Origin of the sequence: Bradyrhizobium sp. CCGB20 (assembly GCF_024199855.1) — a bacterium.
In the GTDB taxonomy this organism is placed as follows: domain Bacteria; phylum Pseudomonadota; class Alphaproteobacteria; order Rhizobiales; family Xanthobacteraceae; genus Bradyrhizobium.
In genome coordinates, this window is sequence record NZ_JANADN010000001.1 from 5,450,278 (window position 1) to 5,476,317 (window position 26,040).

A 26,040-nucleotide genomic window follows, 5' to 3' on the forward strand; every position below is an offset into this window, starting at 1 on the left:
TGTGTTCTTGTTTTGCGGCTCCCGTTTTAGTCCTTGCCCGGTCCCGGAAGCAACTCGCCGGTTCGCCCCAGGATGCGATACGTCAGGAGGCCGATCCATTCGCGCACCGCAAGGTCGGTCTTGCCGAGACCATCGGCCCCGTTCCGGGTGAAGGCGAAGAGCTCGTCGCGCCCGCCCATCCGCCAATCCACCGGATAGGCTTCGACATCAAATCCGGCCTTGCGAAAAATCCCCATCGAGCGCGGCATGTGGAAAGCCGAGGTGACCAGAAGCCAGCGTTCGCCCGGCTTCGGCGTCACCAGCTGCTTGGTGAAGATCGCGTTCTCCCAGGTGTTGCGGGAGTCGCGCTCGAGGATCAGGCGCTCCTTCGGAATTCCCAGGCTTTCCAGGATCGGCGCGGAATAGTCGGCTTCCCTCGCCTCCGTCGCGACCAGGTTCGCCGTGCCGCCGGTGAAGACGATGCGTGCCTTCGGATAGCGGCGCGCGAGCTCGGCCGGCGCAAACATGCGATCGGCCGCATGCGAGACCACCGGCATGCGGTGCGCTGCCGACAGATCGGTGTCGACGGAGCCGCCGAGCACGATGATGCCGTCGGGCGCCCCCCGCGACGGATCCCACGCCGGAAAGCGCGACTCCAGCGGATAAATCAGGAGATTGCCGAGTGGCGAAAATGCACAAACTGCCAGCAGCACCAGGGTGGTCACGGCAAGCTTGCGACCGAGCGCGGCAAAGCGCGTCGCCATCAGCAGCAGCGACAGGATTCCGAGCTCGACCAGGAGATTGATCGGCAGCAGAGCGGTGCCGAGGGTCTTGGAAAGAACGAAATACAGGGGAGCCTCGCTGGAATGATCGTGCCATGCGCCGGCTTGACCGGCCCGTCCGTCTTCAGAAATCTTCTTGAAAGAGGATCGATCGCCCGGTCAAGCCCGGGCATAACAAGTTCTCATGACGAGTTCTGATCAAACCGAACGGACGCGGCAAATGACCCATCACCACCTGCATTCAAGTCCCGAAACCTGCCATTGGGGCTTCTTCGAAGCCGCGCTCAAGCCCGTCCTCACCATCAAGAGCGGCGACGAGGTGACGGTCGACACCATCAGCGGCGGGCCCGACATGCTGCCCGACCGCGACAAGTTTCACATTCCGCCGGAAATGCACGAGGTTCATGCCAAGAACGAGCGCATGCTGCCCGGCCACATCCTCACCGGCCCGATCGCCGTCGAAGGCGCCGAGCCCGGCGACGTGCTCGCGGTCGAGATCCTCGACGTCCAGCTCCGGCAGGATTGGGGATGGAACATGATCAAGCCGCTGTCGGGTACCCTGCCCGACGATTTCCACGAGACGCGCATCCTCAACATCCCGCTGGACCGGTCGCGGATGGTCGGCCGCATGCCCTGGGGCCTCGATCTGCCGCTAAAACCGTTCTTCGGCGTGATGGGCGTCTCGCCGCCGCCGGCCTGGGGCCGCATCTCCTCGCTCGTTCCGCGCGCGATGGGCGGCAATCTCGACAACAAGGAGTTAGGTGCCGGTGCGACGCTTTATCTGCCCGTGTTCGTCCCTGGCGCGATGTTCTCCTGCGGCGACGGCCATGGCGTGCAGGGCGACGGCGAGGTCTGCGTCACCGCGATCGAGACCGCGCTCCAGGGCCGCTTCCGCCTGACGCTGCGCAAGGACCTCAGGTTCGATTATCCCCGCGCCGAGACGGCGACGCATTACATGACCATGGCCATGGACCCCGACCTCGACCAGTGCGTGGTGCGCGCGCTGCGCGACATGATTGTGCTGCTCGGCGAGACGCGAAACCTGTCGCGCGAGGATGCCTACACGCTGTGCAGCCTGGCGGCCGATCTGCGGGTGACCCAGACCGTCAACGGCTGCAAGGGCATCCATTGCATGATCGAAAAGGCGATCGTGCACGGCTAGCCGGGACGGCCTTTCCCGACCTGTTGACGCCGCAACGCCGCCCGACATTTCGCGCGGCGGGTCGCCGCATGCCCGATTTTCCAAATGATTCCAATGGCCTGCCCCACCGCTTCAATCCGGATTTGACTCCCACCCCCGAACCTAAATAGAGTCTTAATCGTTACTTTTATGTACCTGCGTAAGAGGCTAGCGTTTAGGCATGGCCACCGAAAAAGCCGAGACTGACCGCATTCCCGTAACCTTGGCGCTCTCGACCATCACCTACCTGGAGAAGCTGGTGAGACAGGGCACCCACGGCACCAGCGTTCCCGGCGTCGCTCGCACACTGATCGAGGAAGGCATCCGTCTCGCCATCAAGGACGGGCTTTTGTCGATCCGCGACAATGGCAGGACGTGAGCGCGCGCTGAATGTGAAGCGGATGGATCTCGCTGGCGGATGGCCGACATCTGCAACCTGGGATCGTCACAAATGCCTGTTCTCTCACCGACCTGGACCGACGAACGAATCGAAATTCTGAAGCAGCACTTCGAGGCCGGCCTCACCTGCAGCGAGATCGCTGCCGACATCGGTGTCAGCCGCAACGCGGTGATCGGCAAGCTGTCGCGCCTCAATCTCACGCGCGGCCGGACGCTCGACGATCGCAAGGTTCAGGACAGGGGCCATGCGTCGGCGCGCGCGCGGAGAGCCGTGCCGCGACTGCAATATGAGATGCTCGCCACGATCTACGGCGAGACCGACGGACCGGTGGTCGCAGGTCCCATCGACGACGCCAATCGCTGCTCGCTGCTGGAGCTTGCCGAGAACCGCTGCCGCTGGCCCATCTCGACGCCGGGGGCGGAGGATTTCTGCTTCTGCGGCAATGTTGCGCCCGACGGCCAGTCCTACTGCGCCGGCCACAGCCGCCTCGCCTACCGGCCGAATTCACGCGCCCGCATGATGCGCGGCTGAATTCTTGTTCGACGCGTTTTCTTTACGCGAACCGGTATCCACTTCGCTCGAAAACGCTTTGCAATCCCACAACGAAAAACCTCCGGCAGGGCACTACCGGAGGTTTCTGGAGGCTTAGCATCAAGCTAAGAGCGCTACTTTCGTAACCACTGAAGACTATATAGCTGATTAACTCAGGTAAGTAAATAAATTTGCTGGCGATCGAATCGCATAGCTCGTCTTCGTCGCCTGCACGGGCCTCCGGTTTTTCCGAAAGGCCACTGCCCCAAAGAAAAGCCCCGGCGGTATCCCGCCGGGGCTCTATCAGATCGGAACGTCCTGAAGCTTACCAGTTGCGCTGGGCGCGCAGCAGCAGGCTGTAGGTGTCCTGGTCCTTCAGCTCGTAGGTCGCCGCCGGCTTGGCAACGCCCGTCAGCGCGGCGGTCGTGATCGCGCCCGAGTACTTCTGGTCGAGATGGCTGTAGGTGAAGTCAGCCGAGAAGGTCAGGTTCTTGACCGGCGTCCAGCGGGTGATGACACCGACCTGGCCGATGTTGAAGTCCGGGTTGCAGGTGCCGGTCAGGGTCGCGAACGCGGCGCTGCCGCAGATCAGGCCCTTGGCCGTGCCGCTGTAGTTGACCGCAGCCCACGCGCCGTAGAGCGCCGTGTTCCAGTACGGGCTCCAGTTGTGGGTGTAGGCACCACGGAAGCCGTAGGTCTTGGTCAGCTCGAGACCGCCGCCGGGGCCGAACACCGCATCAGACACGCCGGCAAAGCCGATGCTCTGATACGCGGCGTTCGAGCTGCCGAACATCGAGTAGCTGGTCGCGGCCAGCTCCTGGAAGTTGTAGCGGCTTGCGCCGTCGGTGTAGACGCCCGAGATGTTGATCACGTCGCCGGCGCCGGTCGGGATGTTCTTGATCTGCAGAGCGAGCTGAACGGCCCAGCCCCACTTGTCTTCGGGGTGACCGGTGACTTCGGTCGCACCGTAGTAGCCGACATGGTTGTCGTGCGCGGCGACCGACGCCTGGAAGAGACCCCAGGCCTGGTCGACACGGACCTGACCGACGAGGTCGGGCGCGCGGCTGCCGCCGAGATTGTTCGAGCCGTAGGCACCGCCGAGGACGCCGGTGGTGGACATGCCGGCGGTGTTCCAGAGGGCGGTCTGGAAGACCTGCGTCTGGTCCTGCGCCGAGAACGTCGCCGTGATGCCCTGACCGAAGTCAGCGGTGTAGGTGATCTGGGCGACGCCGTTGGTGGAGCCGCTGCCGCCGACCAGCTGATCGAAGTTGTTGCCGGGATAGTTGATCCAGGGCGCGTCGAACTGCGACACGGCCTTACCCAGGGTGAAGCCGGCGAACTGGATGAAGGCGTAGTAGACGCCGAGCGCACCGCCCGAGATGCCGCCGTCGGTGCCGTTGACCGCGCCGCCGCTCGAGCCGGTGAGGCCGGTGCCGGCCGCGTTGAGGCCGATCGTGCCGCTGTACTGGGTCCCGCCCGTGGCCGAACCGGTGCCGGTATAGTTGCCGGTCGTCCAGGTGAAGACCGCATCGAAGTAGGTGCGGACCACGCCGTACTCGGTCGCGGTGCGCGTGTCGATGTTGAGATCTTCACGAGCGCGCATCGAGTAGTAGTTGGTCAGGCGGTTGTTCGCCGCAAACACGCCGTTGTACTGGGCGCTGTAGTTGCCGCCGGCATTGAGCGCGACTTCAGCACGCAGATAGCCGCCGAGCTTGATGCAGGTGTCGGTGCCGGGGATGTAGTAGAAGCCCGCGCCGTAGAGCGTGCAGATCTTGACGTACTCGACCGCCTTGGCCTTGACCGGAAGATCGGCGGCCTGAGCTCCACCGACGGCGATCAGACCCGCCGCAGTGCCGAGCAAAAGGCTCTTCACCACTTTCATTTAAAAACCTCCAAGTTGCTCATTTTGCGGAGACCGGACCGTGAGGCCCCCCCATCCCCGTCTCTTCAAATCCGCTCGGCCGCTTCGCGCTTTCGGACACACCCGCTTGAGACGCGAGGGACGTGAGCGAACCACCTGCAACGGGACGATCGAGAACCCCCCACCGTCGAGGGTCAATATGCCTGCGCCGTTCGCTAATCAAAATAGTTTATTTGCTCAGCTTTCTCGTTTCCCTGGGCCTGTGCCCCGCGCGCAACACCGCAGGGGTGAGGCAAAATGCTGAGTTGATCATCTTTGTAGTTTTAGTGACAAAATTACCCTGCTCTGCACTTGCGTCAGGGCAGACTTGCGTGGACTATTGCCTTGCAAGACACCGGCCGGAAAGAATCAGATCACGGGAGTGACGCTGTGTCAGCGACGAGGAAAGAAGGGGCGCGCCTCCGCTCCATCGGCAATCTTGATATCATCAGGCGTTTCACCTGGGAGATATCGTCGATCAACATGTATCTGGAGGAGCTGCGTCAGTTCTGGGCGAGAACGCTGGGCATCAGCGGTCCGCAATGGCTGATCCTGATGGCGATCTCCGACCTCGACAAGGACGACGGCGTGCCCGTCAACGTGGTCTCCAAGCTGCTCCACGTCGATCCGTCTTTCGTCACCACCCAGTCCAAGCTGCTGGAGAAGAAGGGCTTGCTGCGCCGGCGGCCCTCGCCGACCGACGCCCGCGTGGTGCGGCTCTCGCTGGTCGAGAAGACGCAGAAGCACATCGCGAGCCTCAACGAGCAGTACAAGACGATTCGCGAATTCGTCTTCCAGGAGTTCGACGAGAACGAGCTGACCGAATTCACCGGCAAGCTCGCGACGCTGAAGACCCGGCTCGAAAAGGCCTGCGTCAGGATCTCGCTCGACTTCTGAGGCTTCCGCTCAGATCCGGCGGCCGGCGGCGCCGAGCTGCGATTCCAGCCAGTCGAAGATGTATTCGTTGGCAAGGCTCGGATTGTCCGCATGAGCCTGCGCCGCGCCGGTCTCGGCCGCGGTGAACACCTTCAGCACGATATCGGAGCTGCCGAGCCGCGACGTCTGCACGATCTGACGCGCCCGGTCGGCCTTGAGCCAGCCCTCCTCGCCGAGCGTGATCAGCACCGGACAGTCGGCGCTGGAGGCCATCAGCGGCGAATGCGGCACCGGGACGATGCTGAGGTCGCTCATCGCAAAGCGGCTGGCGAAGAAGGATCGCTCGTGCAGGTCCCACAGGCCGCCGTCGCAGACGGCCGCAGCGAGCCGCGGCTCCTGCAACACCGCACGCGCGACGAAGGAAGAGCCCCACCCGTCGGCCACGATGGCGACGCGATCGAAATCGACGTCGCCGCGCGTCTCCAGGTAATCCATGGCGCTGGCAATCGAGCTCTCGAGGTCGCGGCGCTGCAAGAGCGTGTCGGTATAATCGTCGCGCTGGTCGCCGAGCAGATCCAGGGCGAGCATCGACAGTCCGCGCTCGCGCGCATGCGGCGCGAGCTTGAACAGGAATTCCTCCTTGCGGTGTCCGGGCTCGCCGATGCAGATCACGGTCGGAGCCCGCTTGCCCGCCGATGGCGCAGGCAGGAAATAGCCCTGCAAGGCGTGCCCGTCGTCGGCCCAGGGAATCGTGATAACCTCGCCGGCCGGACTGCGCGCTGCGAGGAAACGCCGCGCGCATTCCTGCATCGCCAGCACCGCGACCCAGCGCCGCTCGTCCGCCGGGTCCAGCGGCATCGCGGCCGCGCCGTAGTAGTTCAGAGCCCGCAGCCAGTTGCGTTGCGCGGTCGCCATGTGGCCTTCCACGAAGGCCGCCTCGGCACGATGACGGTTGGCCTGCGCCAGCTTCTTCCACTCGCGATGCCAGGACTGCTCGCCGTCCTGCTTGAGCTGGCGCGCGATCATCAGGCATTCTGCGATGGTGGCGCCCCCCTCCTGCGCCGCGGTGAGGAGCCGCGTGAATTCAGCGGAAATGTCCTCTCTCTCCGGGCAGAGGATCCAGTCGTCGGAGAGGCATGCGGGTATCATCGGAGCTACGCTTCATGATGGCGTTACCCCTGTTTGAGTAAACTATTTTGGTTCACCAACCAAGCTGCGGTGCGCCGAATGAGAGCCCTTTAACATCACCATCGCTTGAACATCGCTTGATCGCGGGAATATGTTGCATGCATGACATTCCAATTCGTCATGAGGCGGAAACTGGCAAGAGGTGGCACTGATTATTAGCCGCGCACCTCTTGCCATGATGGCCGTCATACCTATATCGGCGCACGCTCGTTGACAGTCGCAGCCAAACAAATCAGCCGAGCTTCCAGCCGACCTCCTGCGTAAAGCTTTCGTAGAAGGCGCGGTCGTAGGCTTGCTCCGGAGCCGCGCGTACGCGCTCGTCAAGACGCTTTGCGTCCTCACCCACAAGAATGCGCCACCGCTCCGCCCTCACGCCGTCCAGGATGATCTTCGCGGCTTGCGCCGCGGTCGTGGGCGCGTCCTCGAGGAAGCTGCGGGCGCGCTCGGCGAACACCGCCTGGATGTCCTCGTCCGACATCTTGTCGGCGTCCGGCACGCCGGCCGCGACCATGCGCTTGCGGGTCAGCGCGACCTCGTCGGGATTGAGTCGCTCCGACCCGTCGGCGCTCTGCACCTTGCGCGAATTGGAGACGATCGAGGTGCCGATATGGCCGGGCATCACCACCGAGCATTTGACGTGCGGGGCGTGCAGCCGAAGGTCGTTGATCAGCGCTTCGGTAAATCCCTTCACGGCGAACTTCGCCGAGCTGTAGGCGGTGTGCGCCTGCCCCATGCCGATCGAGGCCCAGAAGCCGTTGACGCTGGCGGTGTTGACGATGTGGGCCTCGTCCGCCGCCACCAGCATCGGCAGGAAGGTACGGACGCCGAGATAGACGCCGCCCCAACAGATGTTGAAGGTGCGCTCCCACTGCTCGCGCGTGTTGGTGAACAGGCTGCCGCCGCCCCCGATGCCGGCATTGTTGAACAGCAGATGGATCTTGTCCGTCTTCTGCTGCTCGGCGAGCTCATCGCGAAAACGCTTCAGGTGATCCTCGATCGAGACGTCGGCGACATGCGTCGTGACGCGCAGGCCCTGCGGCAGCTTCTCGACCTCGCAGAGCCGTTTGGTCTCGGCCATCGCGGCCTCCGAGACGTCGCACATCGCGACATTGCAGCCCTCGGCGACGAGCTGCCGCGCGAGCTCGCGTCCCATTCCCGTGCCGCCGCCGGTGATGACGGCGATCTTTCCTGCAAAATCCTTCATGGGACTTTCGGCCCCTCCCCTTGTCGGTATGTTTCTTTCATCGCTGCGCTGTTCGCGCGGGCGCGCGCAAAATGTAGCAGCGCCGCATCCGCAGGTAAAAGCGGATCGGCGCTGCTGTTCGACATCGATTATTTCGGCGCGCGGACTATTCGGCCGCTTCGACGCGTTGACCGCCCAATGCGCCGAGCGCCTCCAGCGCCTTGCGAGTTGCGGCCTGCTGCGCGGGGGTAGCCTCCGGCATCGGCGCGCGCGGATAGGTCTTCGGCAGGCCCTGGAGCGTCTGCGCGTAGCGCGTGCTGGCCGGCAGATTGTCGGCGATAACAGCGTTCCACAGCGTCAGCAGCTTCTTGTGCAGCTCGAGCGCGCGCGGATGGTCGCCCGCCTTCACCGCATCCCACAATGCGACCGAGGCATGCGGGGCCGCCGTCAGGATCGCGGCGATCGAGCCGTGGGCCCCGAGCGTGTAGGACGGATACATCAGGGCATCGACCGCGCTGTAGATCAGCTTGTCCGGCGCCATCATCATGAGATCCGCGAACAGCTTGAGATCGCCCGCGCTCTGCTTGACGCCGATCACCAGCGGCACCTCGGTCATGATCCGCGTCAGCAGCGCCGGCGAGAGGTACGACCACGGCACCACGTTGTAGATGATGATGGGCATGCCGGTCTCATCCGCCATGGCGCGGAAGTGCGCCACCATCGCCTCGTCATCCGGCTTGAACAGGTAGTGCACCGGCGTGACCTGGAGCGCGGCGACATTCATGTCGCGCACCAGCTTGCCGCGTCGAATTGCATCGCGCGTGGAGTCCACGATGATGCCGGCGATCACGGGGATGCGGCCCTTCACCGCCTCGACCGTCGCTTCCATCAGGTCGCGATATTCCTCGTGATCGAGCGTGTGGCCCTCGCCGGTCGAGCCGCCGGCCGCAACGCCATGCGCGCCGGCGCCGATCATCCAGTCGACCTGGGGCGCCACCAGCGTGTAGTCGATCTCGCCGTCTTTGCGGAACGGCGTCGTCATCGGCGGGATCACGCCGGTCGGTCGTACCTTCATGGTCTGCCCTCGCGTTTCCTTTGGTCCTGTGCCGGTCCCGCTCTTTTGACGAGTATCCGCACGCCTCGAAGCGTATCGCCTGTGCAGCCTCTGTGAAGGGCCGTCCGCGCGGCACAGCCCCCACAATCAATCATTCCTGCAGCCATTCCTGCAGTGATTCCTTGTGGGTTCCCCGTATTTGCCCGGCTTCGGTTTATGGGCAATTTTTTTACAATCCGAATCATCAAATGGGGTTGGACGCCGGGTCGAGTCGGCCAGGCCAGCGTGTTGTTTCCGTCACAGGCTCTGGCACTCCGCTTGCATCCTCTTCGTGGTCTGAAACTACCGATGAGGTGACAGGAATGTTCGTGACCGTCGTTGCCGTGCTCTGCCGGCTGAGCGCAGCCAGCTCAGGCAGTTGCATCGAGGAAATCGTGACCGACAGCAACATGACTCCCGAGATATCGATGATGCAGTGCGCGATCGGTGCACAGGCACCGCTTGCAAAATGGATGGGCGAGCATCCGATCTATCACGCCAACTGGCGCCTCGAGCGCTACAAATGCGTGCCGGGTCACTACGAGATCAAGGGCCACGCCTAAGGTCCCGCAAAACTACTGATACCAAGACGACGGATGAGGAAACGCCCGGAGGCCGTCTGGTCTCTCCGCGCGGCACTGCCAGCGCCAGACGCCATTGCGGCGGCGCGCGCCTTGTGACGACGATCACAGCTTCCCCTCAGGCCACCGCACGCAGGATGATCGCACGCGCCTGCCGCCCTTCCGGCGTCGGCATCAGCGCGTAATTGTGCGGCTGGTCACGGCGCAGATGCAGCTCGACCGGCACGCCCACCGCCCTCGCCCGCTCCGCGAGATCGACGCTGTCGGGGTAAAGCAGATCGCGCGTCCCTGCGAAGATCGTCATCGGCGCCAGCGCGCGGAAGGCGCCGTTGAGCGGGCTGACGAAGGGATGGCCGACATCGAGCTCGCCGGCATAGAGCCGCCCCGCCTCGACGATCCCCGGAATGTCCTGGATCGGATCGCGGCCTGCGATCTCGACCTGCTCCGGGCGGCTGACCGACGCATCGGCCGCGGGCGAGATCAGCACCAGCCGGTTCGGCTGCCGATGGCCGCGATCGCGCAGCCATTGGCAGGCGGCGAGCGCAAGCCCCGCACCGGCCGAATTGCCGACCACCGTGACCTTTGCGGGCCCCGCGTCTTCGAGCAGCATCCGCAGCAGCTCGGCCGTCACCGGCACGACGTCCTTCGCAGTGGCGCGCGGCGCGAGCGGATAGATCGGCACCACGCACACGACTCTCGCCTTGCGCGTCATCTGTCCGACGAAGCGCCAATGCGCCGGCACGATCTCGTTGATGTAGCCGCCGCCATGCAGAAACATGACGTGGTTGCAGCCCTCATGGCCCGACGACGGCGCGGTGTAATAGACCGGCCATCCGCCCATCTTGGTCAGCGTCGCCTCGACGCCGCGGCCAAGTCCCGTCGGCTCATACGAGGCTGGCGCCAATGCAAGCTTCTGCACATGCGCCTGCACGGCCTCGGCGGACGCGAGCTGCTGCTTGTAGGGAAGCCGCCGCAGCAGCGCGTTGAAGCATCGGCTTTGCAAGCTCGGCGCGGGATCGGCGGGTGGCCGCATCCCCAACAATCGGCCGCCCGGACAAAACTGAAAGGCCGATGCGATCCTTGCAACGCTCATGTGACGTCTCCGCCAGACCAGGCTCTGCGTGGCGACGAAAAGGCTTGTTCAACCGCCGCCACATGCGGATATAATGCGAGCATTCGCTCGCTTTTCATACTCGCATTCGGATCGCAGATCTCATGGCGCGCAAACCTCCGACAAAACCCCGGAAAAATGCCTCGCAGGCGCGATCCCGCGCCACCGTCGATGCGCTGGTCGAGGCAACTGCTCGCATTCTGGTCCGCGAAGGTTTTGAGAAGACCAGCACCAACCGGATCGCCGAAATCGCCGGCGTCAGCGTCGGCTCGCTCTACCAGTATTTTCCCAGCAAGGAGGCGCTCGTCGCCGCCGTGATCGACCGTCACAACGAGGAGATCATGACGATCGTCCGCGCAGCATTCGTCGAGGTCGCCGATATGCCGATCGAGAAGGCCGTGCGGAAACTCGTCACCGTCGCGATCGAGGCCCATCACATCGACCCGAACCTGCACCGCGTGCTCGCCGAGCAGATCCCGCGTTCGGGCCGGCTCGCCGAGGTCGAAGCCTTCAACCACGAGGTCCACGCCCTCGTGCGCGCCTATCTCGAAAGCCGCCGCAAGGAAATGCGCAAGATCGATCCAGGGCTCGCAGCCTTCATCTGCGTCAGCGCGATCGAAGCCGTCGCGCACAACACAGTGCTGAACCAGGCCGAGATGCTGTCGGAGAAGATGGTGAGGACGCTGGTGGATGAGACGACGCGGATGGTGGTGGGGTATTTGAGGTAACGGCGTAACTGCGGATGGAACGGTATCCTCGAAACCGTTGCAGTTTCGGCACACTGATTCGGTTCCTGCCTCTGCACGCGTGAGTCCGATTGCGTTGATCGCCAATGGCCGCAATGATCAACGGATGCAGCGCAATTCAGAAACGATCAGTGAAGTTGCGAGGTATCTTGCGCTCGCCGAAGATTGCCGCGCGCACGCGTCGGAGGCGCGATGGGCGCCTGATGAGGCAGCTTGGCTGGCCCTTGCGGATGAGTGGCAAGCGCTCGCGCAACAGCTTCCTAATCGCGCTAGTCCTCGCGCCGCATCCGACTGACAGCCACGATCAGGTCGGGCCGTTCAAGAACTTCAACCAACTGATCAAGAATGACGCGCTCGTTGTTGCGCGGCTGAGGCTTCAAATACTCTTCAAGAATCCGCTGCGCATCGCTGACGGCTTGAAGAGCTAGCTGGTCATCTCGCATGCAACTCACCATGACGTGTGACGGACTAGAGACTAGCGTGGATGGATTTTGTTCCAAATGAATTAAAAATGTTTGCATGCGCGGATTGAGAAATGGCGCCTAGTCTTCAAATCGCGCACTTTTACGCATGAACAACGGTGCCAACGCTTGGCATGCCCGCAAAGAAAAGTTGAAAGACTTCAAGTGGAAGGGCCCGTGGACAAATCGACAACCTACGCCGCGCGTAGGTCTGCCGTTGTCGATCGTTATCGCCCATTGGATGGCGACGGAGGGCGCGGGCGCTTAACCGACAGCATTGCTGACTTGATGGGTAGAGCGAACTCGCGAGAGAAATCCGGACGCCCTGAAATCCGGCTGAAAATGGTCGGAGCGAGAGGATTTGAACCTCCGACCTCTAGTCTCCCCGGCGCAGGCAGATCATTGACGTTTCGACAGAACATTGGAAACGGGCCCCGAATCCATGCCCTGTGCTAGCTACGCACAAACCTGAATTGCTGAGTGCCTCGCTCGCTGGGATCCGGGCGTTGCTCGGCGACAAGAAAACCCTGATGAGCCCTTATGAAGGCCTGCTCCGGAATCCAATTCCGCTCGTATTTGACAAGCTTTTCCTTGAGAGCCATCGGCGACCCTGGTCCGTTGTCGCTCAGGTACGATGTTTGGATCTCTCGTCTGCTCTCTTCGCTAATCGGGACGCGGTGCCACATCAACGCTGCCGGTCGAACCGCACACAGCGCTCTCACTGTTTCAAGGGCGTCCGGGACATACTGTATGGCCCCATTCGAATGAACGAGATCGACATTCCCGAGCCATTCGGCGGCCTGCTCGATACGCTCGAAAAACATCAGCTTGTCGGTGGCAAGCTCCTGTGCACGCCGCACCATCGCCGGCGTCTCCACCACCGCCCACCGAACGTCCGGGGATTGCTGGCGGGCAACTCTGTAATGCAGGCCGGCTCCGCCGCCGAAGTCGAGTACCGTGTTTACGCCCACGACTAACGGCCAGTCGCAACTAGGCTTGTAATTGATTGTCTTGCGGAAAATGGTTTCAACCAGCTCCGGGTTCTCGTACCCCTCAATGACCTCCCGCGGCTTAAATAACTTACGTTTCACTCTCTGGACGAAGTTCATAGCGGGTGGGCCCGGCACACTTTTTGATAGGTGTGCTCCCTCTAGCACAATTAGAAACATTCGGAAACAATCGCGGTCTGCACCATTAATTGCGTAGCCGAAAAGGTGCCCCCATGGCCCACCCACTCGCGAAGCCCAATGAAGCGAGTATAGGGCCGGCACGCTGGTGATGCTGACACCGACCGGAAAGGCCTACGCCAAGCGTAACTTGGGACGCGCCTAGTCGTCGGGCGCGTCCCCTAGCCGCAACGCACTGCGCGCTATTTCAACGAGCACTGGCGCGAGGACTGCGACAAGCCCGATGCGATCAATGCCGAGGCGGTCGCCGCCAATCCCGACTTCGTCAATCGCGGCACAGCCGCGACGCTGCTCGCCGAGGCCGGCGCGACTGCGCCGGAGATCGCCGAGGTGCTGACCTGGACTGTCGACAAGGCGCAGAAGGTGATTGATCTCTACCTCGCGCGCCGCGGCGTGCTGGCGGCAAACGCGATTGCAAAATGGTCGGAGCGAGAGGATTTGAACCTCCGACCCCTAGTCTCCCAGGCGAAAAACTGAGAACATTTATAGAACAAAGAGAGACGTGGTAGGATTAACTTCTAGAGTAAATCCAACCACTTAATGCCCCTCAACGTCTCATGACGTACCACCCTATCCCGACAATTCCTTGCCCCGGGGCAAGGATTTTCGCACGGGACTAGGGCGGTAGTTCAAGCAATGTTCACAGATGCCAAAACTCACAGACAGCGCGATCAAAGCAGCGAAGTGCCCTCCCGGAAAAGACCGCATTGAACTCGCCGACAGTTCATGCCCAGGCCTATATCTGAGGGTCACCAAGAACGGCGCGAAGACCTTCGCCTTCAAGTACTGGTCGCCGATCCTCGCCAAGACCGTGACGCTCGTTCTCGGTCAGTATGACGACATCACCCTGACCGACGCCAAGCGCAAGGTTGGGGATCATCGGAAGGAAATCGCTCGCGACGAAGACCCCCGCGCACGGAAGCGCGCAGAACGACGGAAAGCCGCCAATGCGGAGGAGCTGTCGTTTGACCAGCTCGCCGATCAATACATTGAGCAATACGCGAAGCCGAATAAGGACTCATGGAAGAATGATCAGCACTATCTGAAGCGACCCCGGGCGGCCTGGGGACGGTTGCCGGCAGCCACGGTGACCGATGACATGGCGGCCGAGCTGTTGGATGAGATCGCAGAGTCCGCGCCCGTGAGCGCAAACCGAACGCAGTCGGTGCTGCACAAAATGTTCAGTTGGGCAAAGCAACCCGGCCGCAAGCTTGTGCCGACGAACCCACTCGCTGATCTCGACCGCCGCGGCGGTAAGGAGCAGTCACGTGATCGCGTCCTCACCGATGATGAGGTCAGGACGTTGTGGTGGGGACTCGATCATCCGGACCTGCCGGCAGACCGTGAGGTAGCGTTGGCGCCGAAGGCGATCTTGACGACCATGGTGCGACCCTATCAGGCCCGAACTGATCGGGATCGATAGCGATGACGCTCAATACAGCATGCCGCGCCACCGGGTGAAGAAACGCCGGGAGGTAATCGTCCCGCTGTCTGACTTAGCCGTTGAGGTGATCAAGGAAGCCATCAGCGACGATGACCAGACCGTGGTTTTCCCGTCGAAGTTCAGTGATGGTGATGTTCCGGTTGCGCGGGCATCCCTCTCACAGGCCTTGGCCGGTAAGAAGAACGGGAAGAAGGTCGGCGACAAGGCAGAGGACCGCATGGGCATCCGGCAGTTTCTCGGCATGGACCATTTCACCGCGCATGACTTGCGGCGAACTGCGGCGACCATCGCCCGCCGTGCCGGTGCTCCCCGGCCGGACGTGAAAGCGCTGCTGGACCACGTCAACGGCGACGTCACCGAGGTGCACGATAAATACGACATGCTAAAGGAAAAGCGACAGGTCGTGGACCTGCTTGCGCGCGAACTGCGTCGCATCGTTGGCGACGGACCAGCACAAACGAACGACGTGCAGGCTACCGCCGCTTAGCGAATAGGAACCCGGGGCGGGCTCGTCCTGCGTCGCTGACCGACCTATTGACGCTCCGGCCATATGCAGCTATTGAAAAACGCAACATCACCGAAGTGTACAAACCGCCCGGCAATCCGCCCGGCGGTTTTTTTTGCGTCCAAACCATGGAGAAAAACCGAATGGAAAGAAACAAGGGTGGTCGTCCATCCGTGATCGAGAACGGCATCACCACTAGCTTTGTAATGCCGGAGGCACTCAAGTTCGAGATCGACCGGGTCTCGAAGAGTCAGGGACGATCTCGCAGCGACTTCGCCCGAGAGGTTTTAGCAAAGGCCGTTCGCGAAGCGGCGTAGACACCAACCGCCAAGACATCGCCCCCAATGAGAAAGCCCATGGCGTTCGCTGCGCCATGGGCTTCAATCTCGTTCTATTGTTCAACCCGCTGAGATCGAACACTCGAAACATTATGCCTGAAAATCGTGAAAAACACAACGGTAAAAGCAAATTCTACATCTCGCCCACCGATCGGTTGGACCTGCTATCCGCTCTGACAAAGGCTCAGGCAGTGGAGCAAGCCAAGGGCAAGAAGCACAAGAAACTACTGGAGCAGGTTGACCTGTTCGTCATGGTGGCTCTGATCGGCCATCGCAACAATCAAACCGGCCAGTGCGATCCCTCGCACGCGACGATCGCCCGTGAGATCGGGGTTTCGGAGTCTACCGTGAAACGATCGTTCAAACGGCTCATCGCCGCCGGCTTCATCAAGGCCACCGCCAGATCCTTCAAGGGGCGTCAAACAAGTAGCCAAGTCGATATCAACTTCCAGAAGGCCGAGTCGTGGATCACGAAGCCTGATGACGGTAGGTCACGGATAACCGAGCGCCCGGTCACTGATGACCCCACGGTAGGTCACGGGTGCTCGCCACGCTCGGTCACTGATGACCTCGACGGTAGGTCACGGATGACCGACGAACCCAGTGTAGGGAACGCAGAGAAGGAACGCAGTGAAAAGAACCCGAATGCTTCGCGGCAGGATGAGTCGGGTGATTTGGCTTCGCCTCCGGTGAGCGATCGACCGAAGGCCGGTAACGACAACCGACTGGCTGACTGGCCGACGGACTGGCGCGACCAGTTCTGGCGCGCATCGCCGGAACGCAAGTACGTGGAGGAAACGGAAGAGGCGCTGTTTGCCATCGCTAAGACCGGTGTCACGTTCGGGTCTCTCATGAGCGCGGTTCGGCGACGGTCCAAGATGGAGAACCCTGGCTATTACCGTAACCCGGTGAAGTGGCTGGCCGATGAGCCTTGGAAGGACAACGACAAGGCAAGGGATCAGGCGCGGGAGCGGGTCCGCCATACAGAACATCGTATGGCAATCTAGTAACGGGCCTCGACCGGCAGCAGCACACGTCCGCTGCCGGTCACTTTATTTTTCAGCCGGTGCCTGCGTCCCCAGGTCTGCCACCAGCTCACCATCACCCACATTCATCACCATGCCCGGCCGCCTGAGCGTCACCGGCCGAAAGCATTTGCTATGACAGCTACGACCATCAGCCGGCCCACACGACCGGCCAAGACCACCGCGGCCCCTGCGGTAAGAACGATCATCATCTCCCCCGTGAACCGGTACGGCACATTCGCAATCACGCTGGATGACGGCCGGTCGCTTGTACCGTCCCGCCAGCCGCTGTTGGACACCGCCCGCTTACTGCTCAGCGAGGGCGAGAACCCCAACGCCTGGATCGAGATGCGCCGTGCCCGCAATCCGGGAATGCTCGCCGCGTCCGGCCAGATCGGTGTTTGCGCCAAGCTCACGGTTCGAGAGGATCGGAAAATCGGGCCGGTGTTCGTGCCGTATCGACCGTTCCAAAATTTCGACACCGAGGACGGCGCGTAGACAGCCGTTTCCTGACACGCGGTAAGGACCGTGGAGCGAGTTTTAGGACAGGGGAGCTACCTTACAGCCCCCGACAACGCAAAACGCACAGGCGGCCACGAGGCGCGACCGTTTATCGCTGCTCATCGTGAGTGATCGCAAGGCAGCGCTGAGGCGGACGAATTAGAATTACTCGCCAGATTGATTCGAACCGACGTTTCACATGAAGAGCGGGAGGCTGTTCAAGCGTGGCAAACCTGGAGAAGTGGCAGGAAATCCTGAACCTGGAGGCAGCGGCAAAAGGCCTTCCGGCCCCGTACCCGTCAAGTCCTGACGAAGAACCGGCAATCAGGTTCGGGGCGCTGCCGAACCCTGAGGTCTTGGCGCCAAAGACAGTCGACCAGAACATGCAGCAGATTGCCGGAGACGTCCGGGTGGCAAGGAATGTCGGCCTAGCGATCTTAGTCGGCAAAGCAGTCCCGGGTCTTTTCGCCCTCTGGCTGATCTGGATGATCTTCGGCCGCTGATCGTGATTTACCCTCGCGCCTATTTAGGAGAATTGTCAGCCTCGGTCGATTTGGCCCGTTTACCCTTATTTTCTAGGGCGAATCGTTCGTCTGAAAGTCTCTCGAATTTTTTGACATTGGCTCACACAGCAGGGCCATATGAGAGTATGAAAGTGCCTACTATGCGCTAAGGCCGTCTCGGAGGATCACCCCGGACGGCCTTCGCCGTTTCCTCCCCCTCAACACGATCTACAACAGTTGCCTGGACCGCCCAAGCGGTGTGCCGGGCCGATATCTGTTTGTGACAAGGAACCCAACATGATTGATCTAGACAACGCTCGATACGAGCGCACCCGCACGATTGGAGTCGTGCTGCCCGTTTCCATCGCCGATGCCATCGAGGAACAGGCAAAATCCGAATTGATTGCCAAGTCATCTTGGATGCGGCGCGCCCTTGGCCGCGCTTCGCCGGAACGAGGCGTGATGACCGACCTCTTCGAAGAATTGATCGCCTCTGAAGCGGTTCGCCAGGGTTTCACAATGAACTCAGAAGCCATGAGGACTGCGGTTGTTGATCTCTGCGGAAGCAGTCTGACGGAGGATCGGATGTTCCACATGCCCGGCAGAGGCTCCATCTCGATGGCTGACTTCGTTCTCGACTTGCGCGGCCGGATGCCCAACGCATTCGTCAGCCTCGTCGATGAGCGACAGACAGAAGCGACGACGGGCAACTTGACCGAACAGATGCGTCAGGAAGTGGCGGCGAACCGCCGCCAGCGAGCGTTACCCAGTGATTGGCTGGCCCTCCGCTCGAAAGCTACAGGCACCACGGCCGCGCACATGGCCGAACGCGAAAGGAACTGGAAATGACCTATCGACGACTGCGAAGCGCAATCTCAACCAGGGTTGCCATCGAAGCAATCCAACCCGATGCACGGGAGCAACGGGCTCTGCATCTCGTCGCCCGCGAACGAGGCCAGCGATTGGCTGCGGCTCAAGACGAAGTCGCCGCTGCTCAGAAGGTGCACGCAGAAGCCGTAGCGCTTGTGCCAGAGGCCGAAGCTGCTCTAGCAGCCGCTAAGGCACGGCTCGCGGAGATCGAAGCGGAGATCGAAGCGGAGATCGGCGCTGCAACGCTGGCCGCCTGACAGGCAGGCCACTATACATTGAGGCGGGCGAGTAGCGGCCTCTCACTCCCGGAGGCTCGCCCGTTCACGGAGGCGCGGTAGATGATCGATGCTCGAATGGCCCTGCTCGCGGCGCTCGCGGCTCTCTCTACCGTGCCTCCAGCCATCGCCGGACCTTACTGCCAGCCGACCAACGGTGGCGATCAGATCGCCAAGACCGGAAGCGTTTGCCCCGTCGACTATCTGGCGTCGGGGCCGTGCTGCGTCGCGCTTCATGCGGACTCGCCGAGGGCCTTTGCACGTCTGCCCGGTCAATCATGTCCGACCGGGTCATTCGTCAGCAATGGCGACTACTGCGTCAGCCTGCGGTGACTGTCTTACGAGAAAGTCCTAGCATCGACTTGATGGCTGATGGTTTATAGGCAATGCCCGATGGCGTGACCTTGCCACGTGCAGCAAGAGCAGCCGCAACCTTCGACCTTAACGCCAGTGCGGCGCTTCCGCTCGCGAGCACCGCGCAATTTCGCAACGGTCATCGCCTTGTCGAATTGAGCGACTGCACCGAGTATCTGACGGACCAGCACGGCCGTTGGGCTATCATCGGTGAAGCTGTCCGGCTTATCCGCCGCGATCAGGTCGATACCATCGGCGCGTAGCCGGGAATATCCGGCTTCCTGCACCATCAGGTCACGGGCGAAACGGTTCGCCGTTTCCACGATGATCGTCCTGACGCCATTACCGGCGATCTTCTCCAGTGCAGCGGCGAACCCGGGACGACAATCGATAGTGTCATCACCCTGCACCGCGGGGTCATCGAACCAAGCAATGATCTTGTAACCCGCGCGATTGGCATATGCCTGTATCGCCTGACGCTGCCGGGGGACTGAGTCCTTGCCCTCACCAAGATTGGCCGCGGAGCTGGTCCGCGTGTAACCAATTGCAGGCTTCCGTTGGCGTTTCTCTTGCTCTGACATGGAACTGGGAGGGTCAACGAAAATCCTCCAGCAACCGGCCGGCTGGTGCGTCCCTTGTGGCCCTTGTGCCGGGGGCCGCGCCATGGCGAGGCCTGCCGAACCGCGGGGGCCGTGGTTGCTTCGGTCGCCGTCCCTCATGGCTCAGCCGTCGCCAGCGCGTCCCCGCTCGCGTGGATTCACCACGGGCCGGTGACGACATCACCCTTGCATCCCCAGGGTGACTGCCATCCGCTGGGAAACCTCGCTGGCCCGCCACGACCGGCATCCGACGCTGATCGTTCGTCACCTGGATCATCCTGCCCCGCGGTCCCCGTCACCGCGGTAGACCTTGCGTCGCTCCACACCGAGCATGATCGCCATCCCCATCAACGTCCTCGCCCTCGCACGGGCCAGCGAGGTTTCCCAGCGATCGAAAGAGCGGGGAGCCAGTGAAGGGCGAAAGTTTTTGGGCGGCATCGCCCCTGCTGTGACAGAGCCAAGAATACTTCGGATTTCCACAAGGCGACTTGCCCCAGCCTTCGATGACCCCCACCCCGTCAGATATTTTGACGGCACCATTCAAAACCACTTTTTCAGCGCACCGCCCAAAAGGGCCTTCTCTCGCGCTGCCCCACCGAAACCACAAGAGACCCCTGAATGTCCGATGAAACTCTCCACGTCAGCGTAACGCTCTCGGCAAGTGAAACCGCCTCGCCAGTCTTAAAGGGACTCCAGAAAAATCTCGATGCACTTAGAGCTACAGCGAGGAAATTCAACGCTGAGTTTTCTAGCCTCGGCAGATCAGCATTCCAGTCGCTCATGACTCGAGCCAGCAAATCAGCCGCGGATCAGATGCGAGGCCTCAGCAACACCGCAGAGCGTGCGGCATCATCGTACAAGAACGCATGGGCGAAGGCCGACCAGGACCGAGAGAAGTCAGCGCGCCGCATGTACGCCACGATGATGAGCGAGGAGCGCCAGTATCAAGCCCTCGTCGCAAAGCGAAGCTCAGCCGGCACGTCCCCGCGTGGAAACGGCCCCAGCGCCGGCAAGATCGCCGCAGGATCATTCCTCGGCGTCGGTGCTGCATCGGCAGTGCGGCAACACAGTCATGACGTCGTCGCCGCAGAGCGGAGCATCAGCCGTGGTATCGCGTCGGCGCTGCGTGAAAGGCTCAAGATCAGCAAGGCGGAGACAGGGGCTGAGGTGTTCGGAGACCTTTCCAGCGAGGAAATCCGCAAGCTCCGGAAGAACTCCCTCGACCGCCTCGGAATCAAGTTCGGGGCCGGCATCCAGGGAACGTTGAGCGTCGCGACCGAGCTGAGCAAGGCCGGTATCGGCAAGGACGTCCTGGGTGATGCGACCGAGCTAGTGCTCAAGGCTAAAACTGCGATGGACATTTCCGAGAAGGAAACCGCAGAACTGTTTGGCGGTCTCGCGAGCTTCATCGCGTTCGACAAGACCCGATACTCCTCGATCTCAAATTCGATCGCCATCGCCAACAAAGACACCAAGGCGAGCGGCACCGATATCATCGAAGGTATGAAACGCGGTCTCTCCGCGCTCGCGACCGGAGGCAAACTTACCCCGGAACAACTGGCCGGCCTTGTCGGTACAGCAATCGACGTTGGCATTCAGCCAGGTAAGAGCGGCAACTTCATCTCGCATCTCGTCGGGACGGTCGGCTCCGCAGATACCGCACACGGCCAGAAGGCGAAAGACCTTCAAGAGGCTGCGGACTACCTCGGTTTCGGTGGTCGCGACCAGATAGCACAGGCCATACGCAGCAACCCGATGGAGTCGATCTATAAGCTCCTCGACAACCTTGCGAGGCTGCCGGAGGAGATGCGCATCCGCGTGGCGAAAGACCTCGGCGGAGAAATGTGGTTCGACGAGATTTTGTCACTCGTCCTCGCCAAGGATAAGTTGAAGCAGGTTGAAAATGACATCGCGGCGGACAAGGGGTTCCTCGACAAGGCCGCACTCAAATCAATCCGGTCAATGTTCGGCGTGGCTGCCAGTGTCATGGCCACCGCGAAATTGGCCCAAGAGAAAATCGGTGGCGGTTTCGATAAGGCGTTCACACAAATTGCGGATTCGATTCTGCGACACGCCGACAGCTTCGACTTCAGTTCGATCACGACCCACGTCGAAGCGCTTGTAGACGGAATGCGCCAAGGATTCGGCTTGAAGGATTGGGGGCAGGCGATCGACTGGCTGGTAGCTCAGTTCAGCCCTGGCACGATTGAGTCATGGAAGGCTTGGGGACGCGGCTTCGCCGCCGGCATCAAGTCGTGGGGCGAAAGCCTCATGTCGGCCTTCAGCATCGTCAAGCGCTTGACCGGCTCCGGTAATGACCCGGAAAGTACGGGCAAGCTGGTTGCCAATCTCACTGAGCTCGCAACATCTCTGATCGTCGTCAATCCTCTGCTGTTGCTGCTTGCCGGAACCATGGCTCTGATGGCCAGTCCGTTCGCTCGGTTTGTTGCTGCTGTGTATGCAGTGAAGCAGGCGCTCGACGCGGTCGCCGACAAAATCTTTTCGCTGTTCGCGGCGCTGTTGGAAAAGCTCGGCATCAAGGGCGGCTTCAAGAGTGAGACCGACGCGAAAATTGCCGGCCGTGGCTGGTGGCAGGCGTTACAGGACCTATTCACCCCAACCGGCGAAATCCGCAAGCGCTATGAACCGAGTACCGGAGGCGCCAGCGGTTCATGGGATGGATCAGACACCGCGAAGAAAGTTCGCTCGTCATTCACAAACAGCGTTCCGAGCTTCAACGGCAGCGGAGGAGTGGCCGGCAGCCTCGACCGAGCGTCATTCGAGCGCAAGTTCGCTGGAACGGCCTTGGCTGGCAAGTACGATCAGGTCGTGTCAGCCGCAAATGCCAACGGCGTCCCACCCGCATTGCTCGCTGGCGTGATCGCTCATGAGACCGGCAACGGCTCGAACGTTCGCTACAATAACGTCGCAGGGCTGATGAACCCAGAGACCGGTTCACGAACCAAACTCGCGTTTCCGAGTATCGATGCCGACATTGATGCTGCTGGGCGCACCGTCGCCAAGCGCTACCGCGAAGCCGGTGGCGGCCTCGGTAAGATGGGCGCGGTGTATGCGCCCCCAGGTGCCGCTAACGATCCCCGTGGTCAAAATAGCAACTGGGTCGGCGGCGTTCGAAAGCAGATGGGTGCGCTGTCCGGTGGCGTCGGCAGTGCCGGTGCCGGTGACGCTGTCAGCGCTGGTGAAAAGTATCTCGGCATGAACGAGTACAGCGACACCAAGGTACTGGCGTCCAATCTCGGTGCTGATGTGAGGGGCCGGTCAAACGCTTGGTGCAGTCGCTTCGTGAACCGGGCGCTTGCAGATGCCGGCGGCAAGGGCACAGGCAGCGCGGTGGCGAACAGCTTTCAGAAATGGGGCTCCGCGATCAACCCGCCTGACGTCAAGCGCAATGACGTTCTGCTTCAGACGCACGGGCTCGGCTACAATCAGCCCGGTGGCCACGTTGGCCTAGCGACCGGCGAGACCCGCATGCAAAACGGCCGGCTGCAAATCAAGATGCTGGCCGGCAATGATGGTGACGCAGTTAGGGAGCGCTGGATCGACGCGGACAAAAGCTTGATGGTTCGTCGCGGCAATCCCATTGCAGGAGTTCCGTCACCTGCTGACGCAATTAGGGCGGTTCCTGCTGCACCTCAGCCGGGTATCCCGATGCGCGGTGGCTTCGGCGGTCGGGCGGTGGTGCAACGATCAACATCAACGGGAACAGCCACGACCCGGAAGCTCTCGCCACGCTGGTCCAGCGCCGCGTTGACGAGTCGATGAACTGGCGCGCCCACGATAGCGAGTCTGAGTACACCTGACCTTGTCCCGCTAGGTGAGGTCGTGAGAGAGCCAGCCGTTAGCTAGGACGTATGGCAACGGCCGGTCGCCTCGTTTGCTCGATGAGCTGGCGCATTCTCACAACAGCTCGGCCCTACGGGGCCGGGCAATTTTTTCGCCATTTGCGTCAATAAAAATTCCAATGCAAACGCCGATCGATCATGGTCGAGTCGCGATCGACGTTCGGTCGCGTTGAAAGGAAAGCATCACCGTGAAGAGCCATCCAGTAGAGACCGCGATCGAATTAATATTACCAGCCTTGTTTCGAGTTAGTGGAGATGATCGAGAGACGGCGAGATCGGCGGCGGAAACTCTCATGACCTTGATTGATGTCCAGGCGTTTCACGGAGACTCCACCGAGGTGGAGACCTCGAGTCCGGGATTTGCGACGTAGCTCCACCCGCTAGGTCTCTAGCAACGCCCTCAGCCACTCTGGCCGGGGGCGTTTTTGCTTCGTTCCGTGGACTCCCCGAGAACTGATGCCCCACACTGTGCCAGTTGATTTTGTGAGGAGATAAATATGACTGAACTTTCACCAGCGATGCTAGTCGCCATGGCCAACGCAAACAGGACACTGTTGGACGGCACAACGGCACCTGTGCGCCAGATCATCGAAAGCAACGACGTGGTCGTAGCAGTCTGGCAAGACTTTGATCAGCCTCTCGGCATCGGAACGCTGATCATCAAGGGTGCCGCGATGCTTCGCAATATCAGCGCCAACAATACAGGTGTTCGATGCAGAGTGAGCGCCGTTCCTAGCGACAGTTACGAACAAGCGGCGGCTCTGCTGAAAGTGCTCGGTGAAAGAGACCTGCTAAATTAAGGCACCCAGGCCCGCGCCGCTCCCCTCGAACGTGTGACAACGCCCTCAGCTCAGTTCAGCTGGGGCGTTGTTGCTTCGTTCGCGTGGACTGCTCGCGCGTCGATACACCACCCTCTGTATCCAACTCCTTTATCGCAAAGGGAAGCTCGTGAACGACAATAGCCAGGCCCCTCGCAAAATGCTGAACCTGAAGCAGGTGCTCGAAATCGTGCCATTCAGCCGATCGACCATCTATCGGGAGATGGAGGAAGGTCGATTCCCAAAGGCCCGCGAAATCGCGCCTCGTCGCATCGCGTGGTATGAAGATGAGGTGACAGCATGGCAACGCGCGTTGGACCAGTACGCGGCATAAATGTTTGACTCGGAAGGTCCCGCCGCAATTCTAAAAGTAATCCGTCATAAAATCTGAAAGTTCAGATGACTGGTCGAAATCAATCATCGCCGATTGCGCGGCAGCAGGATTGACCGAAGCAAATGCAATTGCCTTCGCCTTTACAGCAGGCATGTTGACGAACTTGCCTTTTGCGATTTCGATGGGGCCGAAGCCATTCCAGTCTGCTCCTCTAACGACCGCCGCAACCAAGCGAAAAGCGTCCTCATCACTCAGGACATCTGCCAACGCACTATCCATGGCAGGCAACGCCTCTGCGAATGGATTCGATACGTCCCATTGAGAGTTTGATGCCTTCTCAAGGTAATGGCCAGTCAGTGACTTCAACAGCGTTGGGGAGGTCTTGAGGGCCCGTATGAACTCCGGGGAATATGGAGCCTTATCGATGACCCAATCAACAAACTGCTTATAGCCAGCCATCATAGACGTCTCACCGAGCACACTGATGCAAGACGCCAATATGCGTGCTGGATTTCGCAACTCAGGATATGGCACTTCAAGGCCCACAGCACTGGCATTCTTGAGCAGCAGGGCCTCGACCCGCATACGGGTCGCCACCGATAATGATCTTAAGATCGATGGATCTGCCGTAACCATCATAGCGATGTTCTGCGCATGTGCGTCATTCGAAGCTTTCGGATCTACAAATCCCTTTACAAGAACAGCGCTAGTGCTCGGATCACGTCGACTCGCAAGCGACAGCAGAAAACGTCTTGCGTTCCGTGTCGCAGTGGCGTCAGCGCCTTCCAGCACTTCCACCAACTTCGCAACCAGTTGAGGCATGCCGGCTGGATCGAGGGTTTGCGTCTCCTGCTCGGTAACCGCGTTGATGTCAGACATCGTCGCGCTTGGAAAGAAGTTTGGACCGGATATCTTAGCGATAATTCCTGACACAACCACAGACGTTTGCCGGATCGGCTGCGATAGAAATTTCTGTATCGCCTCCGAGAATACAAAGCGCGCTTCCTCCGCGGTAACGAAATGGCCGGAAGGATGGGCAGCCTTATTTCGCTGCTTGTTTAGCTGCTCCAGGATATCCGCTTCGAGTTGCGTGATGATTCCAGCGCCTTTCATTTGATGGATCAGTGGAAGCTCGAAGACCTTTTGGCTCGCCGCCAGCGGCTCGATGGCCGCCGAGACAGCTTTTGCAACCGCATTGACGGGCGCAAGGGCAAGCAGCTTCTGGCGTAAGCCATCGAACAGGGCGATATGAGTAAGTACGACACAGCCGCGGTACGCTCCGGCTCCGTAACAGACCAGGGCTTCGCGCAGATAGCTTGCGATGTCCTTCTCTGGGACGGTCGCAACTAGCTCTTCCATGTCAGTGAGTCCAGCCAAGGCAAACCCTCCCAGTGTCTTAGCGTGCCGCGGTTG

Annotated in this window: 29 protein-coding genes; 19 read left to right on the forward strand and 10 right to left on the reverse strand. The window is 61.1% G+C overall.

Going from position 1 to position 26,040, the window contains the following annotated elements; translation table 11 throughout:
* Window positions 1-26: 26 nt before the first annotated feature.
* Window positions 27-743 carry a YdcF family protein gene (locus NLM15_RS25360; RefSeq protein WP_254120172.1) on the reverse strand — a complete coding sequence of 239 codons (717 nt, stop codon included), beginning with the start codon at window positions 741-743 and terminating at the stop codon, window positions 27-29.
* A 238-nt stretch (window positions 744-981) separates the two neighbouring features.
* Here NLM15_RS25360 and NLM15_RS25365 point away from each other — a divergent pair, with 238 nt between their 5' ends.
* The 3 genes from NLM15_RS25365 to NLM15_RS25375 all read left to right on the forward strand — a co-directional run bounded on the left by NLM15_RS25365 (window position 982) and on the right by NLM15_RS25375 (window position 2,872).
* Complete coding sequence (locus tag NLM15_RS25365) at window positions 982-1,923, forward strand: acetamidase/formamidase family protein (RefSeq protein WP_254120173.1); 942 nt, start codon at window positions 982-984, stop codon at window positions 1,921-1,923.
* 199 nt (window positions 1,924-2,122) lie between these two features.
* Window positions 2,123-2,320 (forward strand): hypothetical protein, encoded by a 198-nt coding sequence (locus tag NLM15_RS25370; protein WP_007603456.1) that lies wholly within the window; start codon window positions 2,123-2,125, stop codon window positions 2,318-2,320.
* Window positions 2,321-2,392: 72 nt separating this feature from the next.
* Window positions 2,393-2,872 (forward strand): GcrA family cell cycle regulator, encoded by a 480-nt coding sequence (locus tag NLM15_RS25375; RefSeq protein ID WP_254120174.1) that lies wholly within the window; start codon window positions 2,393-2,395, stop codon window positions 2,870-2,872.
* A 325-nt stretch (window positions 2,873-3,197) separates the two neighbouring features.
* Here the strand turns inward: NLM15_RS25375 and NLM15_RS25380 are convergent, their stop codons facing one another.
* Window positions 3,198-4,754, reverse strand: a complete 1,557-nt coding sequence (locus NLM15_RS25380) for a porin (protein WP_254120175.1) — start codon at window positions 4,752-4,754, stop codon at window positions 3,198-3,200.
* Between the two features lie 408 nt (window positions 4,755-5,162).
* Here NLM15_RS25380 and NLM15_RS25385 point away from each other — a divergent pair, with 408 nt between their 5' ends.
* Window positions 5,163-5,669, forward strand: coding sequence for a MarR family transcriptional regulator (locus tag NLM15_RS25385; RefSeq protein WP_254120176.1), 507 nt, complete (start codon window positions 5,163-5,165; stop codon window positions 5,667-5,669).
* A gap of 9 nt (window positions 5,670-5,678) precedes the next feature.
* On the opposite strand, the gene NLM15_RS25390 is transcribed toward NLM15_RS25385, so the two are convergent.
* The 3 genes from NLM15_RS25390 to NLM15_RS25400 all read right to left on the reverse strand — a co-directional run bounded on the left by NLM15_RS25390 (window position 5,679) and on the right by NLM15_RS25400 (window position 9,094).
* Complete coding sequence (locus NLM15_RS25390; protein ID WP_254120177.1) at window positions 5,679-6,797, reverse strand: dienelactone hydrolase; 1,119 nt, start codon at window positions 6,795-6,797, stop codon at window positions 5,679-5,681.
* Between the two features lie 271 nt (window positions 6,798-7,068).
* Window positions 7,069-8,040: an SDR family NAD(P)-dependent oxidoreductase gene (locus NLM15_RS25395; RefSeq protein ID WP_254120178.1), complete on the reverse strand. Its 972-nt coding sequence runs from the start codon at window positions 8,038-8,040 to the stop codon at window positions 7,069-7,071.
* Window positions 8,041-8,185: 145 nt separating this feature from the next.
* A complete protein-coding gene (locus NLM15_RS25400) occupies window positions 8,186-9,094 on the reverse strand; it encodes a dihydrodipicolinate synthase family protein (protein WP_254120179.1) in 909 nt (302 codons plus the stop codon).
* A gap of 341 nt (window positions 9,095-9,435) precedes the next feature.
* Here NLM15_RS25400 and NLM15_RS25405 point away from each other — a divergent pair, with 341 nt between their 5' ends.
* Window positions 9,436-9,675 (forward strand): hypothetical protein, encoded by a 240-nt coding sequence (locus NLM15_RS25405; protein WP_014494790.1) that lies wholly within the window; start codon window positions 9,436-9,438, stop codon window positions 9,673-9,675.
* A gap of 136 nt (window positions 9,676-9,811) precedes the next feature.
* On the opposite strand, the gene NLM15_RS25410 is transcribed toward NLM15_RS25405, so the two are convergent.
* Window positions 9,812-10,786, reverse strand: coding sequence for an alpha/beta fold hydrolase (locus NLM15_RS25410; RefSeq protein WP_254120180.1), 975 nt, complete (start codon window positions 10,784-10,786; stop codon window positions 9,812-9,814).
* Window positions 10,787-10,908: 122 nt separating this feature from the next.
* Here NLM15_RS25410 and NLM15_RS25415 point away from each other — a divergent pair, with 122 nt between their 5' ends.
* Window positions 10,909-11,532: a TetR/AcrR family transcriptional regulator gene (locus NLM15_RS25415; RefSeq protein WP_254120181.1), complete on the forward strand. Its 624-nt coding sequence runs from the start codon at window positions 10,909-10,911 to the stop codon at window positions 11,530-11,532.
* A 287-nt stretch (window positions 11,533-11,819) separates the two neighbouring features.
* Here NLM15_RS25415 and NLM15_RS25420 read toward each other — a convergent pair whose 3' ends face one another.
* Window positions 11,820-11,993 (reverse strand): hypothetical protein, encoded by a 174-nt coding sequence (locus NLM15_RS25420; RefSeq protein WP_254120182.1) that lies wholly within the window; start codon window positions 11,991-11,993, stop codon window positions 11,820-11,822.
* 470 nt (window positions 11,994-12,463) lie between these two features.
* Window positions 12,464-13,120: a hypothetical protein gene (locus tag NLM15_RS25425; RefSeq protein WP_254120183.1), complete on the reverse strand. Its 657-nt coding sequence runs from the start codon at window positions 13,118-13,120 to the stop codon at window positions 12,464-12,466.
* Window positions 13,121-13,528: 408 nt separating this feature from the next.
* Here NLM15_RS25425 and NLM15_RS25430 point away from each other — a divergent pair, with 408 nt between their 5' ends.
* The 10 genes from NLM15_RS25430 (at window position 13,529) to NLM15_RS25475 (ending at window position 18,992) form a co-directional block, all read left to right on the forward strand.
* Window positions 13,529-13,675, forward strand: a complete 147-nt coding sequence (locus NLM15_RS25430) for a hypothetical protein (protein ID WP_254120184.1) — start codon at window positions 13,529-13,531, stop codon at window positions 13,673-13,675.
* Between the two features lie 169 nt (window positions 13,676-13,844).
* Window positions 13,845-14,621, forward strand: coding sequence for an Arm DNA-binding domain-containing protein (locus NLM15_RS25435; RefSeq protein WP_254120185.1), 777 nt, complete (start codon window positions 13,845-13,847; stop codon window positions 14,619-14,621).
* A gap of 19 nt (window positions 14,622-14,640) precedes the next feature.
* A complete protein-coding gene (locus tag NLM15_RS25440) occupies window positions 14,641-15,129 on the forward strand; it encodes a tyrosine-type recombinase/integrase (RefSeq protein ID WP_254120186.1) in 489 nt (162 codons plus the stop codon).
* Between the two features lie 47 nt (window positions 15,130-15,176).
* Window positions 15,177-15,464: a ribbon-helix-helix domain-containing protein gene (locus tag NLM15_RS25445; protein WP_254120187.1), complete on the forward strand. Its 288-nt coding sequence runs from the start codon at window positions 15,177-15,179 to the stop codon at window positions 15,462-15,464.
* A 56-nt stretch (window positions 15,465-15,520) separates the two neighbouring features.
* Entirely contained in the window at window positions 15,521-16,492 is a 972-nt protein-coding gene (locus NLM15_RS25450; protein ID WP_254120188.1) for a helix-turn-helix domain-containing protein, read from the forward strand.
* Window positions 16,493-16,729: 237 nt separating this feature from the next.
* The gene (locus NLM15_RS25455) at window positions 16,730-17,008 is read left to right on the forward strand and encodes a hypothetical protein (protein WP_254120189.1); all 279 of its coding nucleotides are present in this window, start codon (window positions 16,730-16,732) and stop codon (window positions 17,006-17,008) included.
* A 227-nt stretch (window positions 17,009-17,235) separates the two neighbouring features.
* Window positions 17,236-17,514, forward strand: coding sequence for a hypothetical protein (locus tag NLM15_RS25460; RefSeq protein WP_254120190.1), 279 nt, complete (start codon window positions 17,236-17,238; stop codon window positions 17,512-17,514).
* Window positions 17,515-17,811: 297 nt separating this feature from the next.
* On the forward strand, window positions 17,812-18,363 hold the full coding sequence (locus NLM15_RS25465) for a hypothetical protein (protein WP_254120191.1): 552 nt from the start codon (window positions 17,812-17,814) through the stop codon (window positions 18,361-18,363).
* On the forward strand, window positions 18,360-18,641 hold the full coding sequence (locus NLM15_RS25470) for a hypothetical protein (protein ID WP_254120192.1): 282 nt from the start codon (window positions 18,360-18,362) through the stop codon (window positions 18,639-18,641). Before NLM15_RS25465 ends, NLM15_RS25470 begins: the two co-directional genes overlap by 4 nt.
* A gap of 81 nt (window positions 18,642-18,722) precedes the next feature.
* On the forward strand, window positions 18,723-18,992 hold the full coding sequence (locus NLM15_RS25475; RefSeq protein WP_254120193.1) for a hypothetical protein: 270 nt from the start codon (window positions 18,723-18,725) through the stop codon (window positions 18,990-18,992).
* 44 nt (window positions 18,993-19,036) lie between these two features.
* Here NLM15_RS25475 and NLM15_RS25480 read toward each other — a convergent pair whose 3' ends face one another.
* Window positions 19,037-19,594: a recombinase family protein gene (locus NLM15_RS25480; RefSeq protein WP_254120194.1), complete on the reverse strand. Its 558-nt coding sequence runs from the start codon at window positions 19,592-19,594 to the stop codon at window positions 19,037-19,039.
* A gap of 636 nt (window positions 19,595-20,230) precedes the next feature.
* Here NLM15_RS25480 and NLM15_RS25485 point away from each other — a divergent pair.
* The 3 genes from NLM15_RS25485 to NLM15_RS25495 all read left to right on the forward strand — a co-directional run bounded on the left by NLM15_RS25485 (window position 20,231) and on the right by NLM15_RS25495 (window position 24,627).
* On the forward strand, window positions 20,231-23,395 hold the full coding sequence (locus NLM15_RS25485) for a phage tail tape measure protein (protein WP_254120195.1): 3,165 nt from the start codon (window positions 20,231-20,233) through the stop codon (window positions 23,393-23,395).
* Between the two features lie 577 nt (window positions 23,396-23,972).
* Window positions 23,973-24,275 (forward strand): hypothetical protein, encoded by a 303-nt coding sequence (locus tag NLM15_RS25490; protein ID WP_254120196.1) that lies wholly within the window; start codon window positions 23,973-23,975, stop codon window positions 24,273-24,275.
* 148 nt (window positions 24,276-24,423) lie between these two features.
* Complete coding sequence (locus NLM15_RS25495) at window positions 24,424-24,627, forward strand: AlpA family transcriptional regulator (protein WP_254120197.1); 204 nt, start codon at window positions 24,424-24,426, stop codon at window positions 24,625-24,627.
* Window positions 24,628-24,657: 30 nt separating this feature from the next.
* Here the strand turns inward: NLM15_RS25495 and NLM15_RS25500 are convergent, their stop codons facing one another.
* Window positions 24,658-25,986 (reverse strand): hypothetical protein, encoded by a 1,329-nt coding sequence (locus NLM15_RS25500; RefSeq protein ID WP_254120198.1) that lies wholly within the window; start codon window positions 25,984-25,986, stop codon window positions 24,658-24,660.
* Between the last annotated feature and the right edge of the window lie 54 nt (window positions 25,987-26,040).

Bases quoted from the DNA above. Each gene is read 5' to 3' on its own strand.
- NLM15_RS25450 (WP_254120188.1), top strand. From the start codon at position 15,521: ATGGGCTTCAATCTCGTTCTATTGTTCAACCCGCTGAGATCGAACACT.
- NLM15_RS25375 (WP_254120174.1), top strand. From the start codon at position 2,393: ATGCCTGTTCTCTCACCGACCTGGACCGACGAACGAATCGAAATTCTG.
- NLM15_RS25475 (WP_254120193.1), top strand. From the start codon at position 18,723: ATGATCGATGCTCGAATGGCCCTGCTCGCGGCGCTCGCGGCTCTCTCT.
- NLM15_RS25360 (WP_254120172.1), bottom strand. From the start codon at position 743: ATGGCGACGCGCTTTGCCGCGCTCGGTCGCAAGCTTGCCGTGACCACC.
- NLM15_RS25405 (WP_014494790.1), top strand. From the start codon at position 9,436: ATGTTCGTGACCGTCGTTGCCGTGCTCTGCCGGCTGAGCGCAGCCAGC.
- NLM15_RS25435 (WP_254120185.1), top strand. From the start codon at position 13,845: ATGCCAAAACTCACAGACAGCGCGATCAAAGCAGCGAAGTGCCCTCCC.
- NLM15_RS25390 (WP_254120177.1), bottom strand. From the start codon at position 6,797: ATGATACCCGCATGCCTCTCCGACGACTGGATCCTCTGCCCGGAGAGA.
- NLM15_RS25380 (WP_254120175.1), bottom strand. From the start codon at position 4,754: ATGAAAGTGGTGAAGAGCCTTTTGCTCGGCACTGCGGCGGGTCTGATC.
- NLM15_RS25500 (WP_254120198.1), bottom strand. From the start codon at position 25,986: ATGGAAGAGCTAGTTGCGACCGTCCCAGAGAAGGACATCGCAAGCTAT.
- NLM15_RS25480 (WP_254120194.1), bottom strand. From the start codon at position 19,594: ATGTCAGAGCAAGAGAAACGCCAACGGAAGCCTGCAATTGGTTACACG.
- NLM15_RS25470 (WP_254120192.1), top strand. From the start codon at position 18,360: ATGACCTATCGACGACTGCGAAGCGCAATCTCAACCAGGGTTGCCATC.
- NLM15_RS25490 (WP_254120196.1), top strand. From the start codon at position 23,973: ATGACTGAACTTTCACCAGCGATGCTAGTCGCCATGGCCAACGCAAAC.
- NLM15_RS25485 (WP_254120195.1), top strand. From the start codon at position 20,231: ATGTCCGATGAAACTCTCCACGTCAGCGTAACGCTCTCGGCAAGTGAA.
- NLM15_RS25365 (WP_254120173.1), top strand. From the start codon at position 982: ATGACCCATCACCACCTGCATTCAAGTCCCGAAACCTGCCATTGGGGC.
- NLM15_RS25465 (WP_254120191.1), top strand. From the start codon at position 17,812: ATGATTGATCTAGACAACGCTCGATACGAGCGCACCCGCACGATTGGA.
- NLM15_RS25410 (WP_254120180.1), bottom strand. From the start codon at position 10,786: ATGAGCGTTGCAAGGATCGCATCGGCCTTTCAGTTTTGTCCGGGCGGC.
- NLM15_RS25370 (WP_007603456.1), top strand. From the start codon at position 2,123: ATGGCCACCGAAAAAGCCGAGACTGACCGCATTCCCGTAACCTTGGCG.
- NLM15_RS25400 (WP_254120179.1), bottom strand. From the start codon at position 9,094: ATGAAGGTACGACCGACCGGCGTGATCCCGCCGATGACGACGCCGTTC.
- NLM15_RS25420 (WP_254120182.1), bottom strand. From the start codon at position 11,993: ATGCGAGATGACCAGCTAGCTCTTCAAGCCGTCAGCGATGCGCAGCGG.
- NLM15_RS25425 (WP_254120183.1), bottom strand. From the start codon at position 13,120: ATGAACTTCGTCCAGAGAGTGAAACGTAAGTTATTTAAGCCGCGGGAG.
- NLM15_RS25415 (WP_254120181.1), top strand. From the start codon at position 10,909: ATGGCGCGCAAACCTCCGACAAAACCCCGGAAAAATGCCTCGCAGGCG.
- NLM15_RS25395 (WP_254120178.1), bottom strand. From the start codon at position 8,040: ATGAAGGATTTTGCAGGAAAGATCGCCGTCATCACCGGCGGCGGCACG.
- NLM15_RS25440 (WP_254120186.1), top strand. From the start codon at position 14,641: ATGCCGCGCCACCGGGTGAAGAAACGCCGGGAGGTAATCGTCCCGCTG.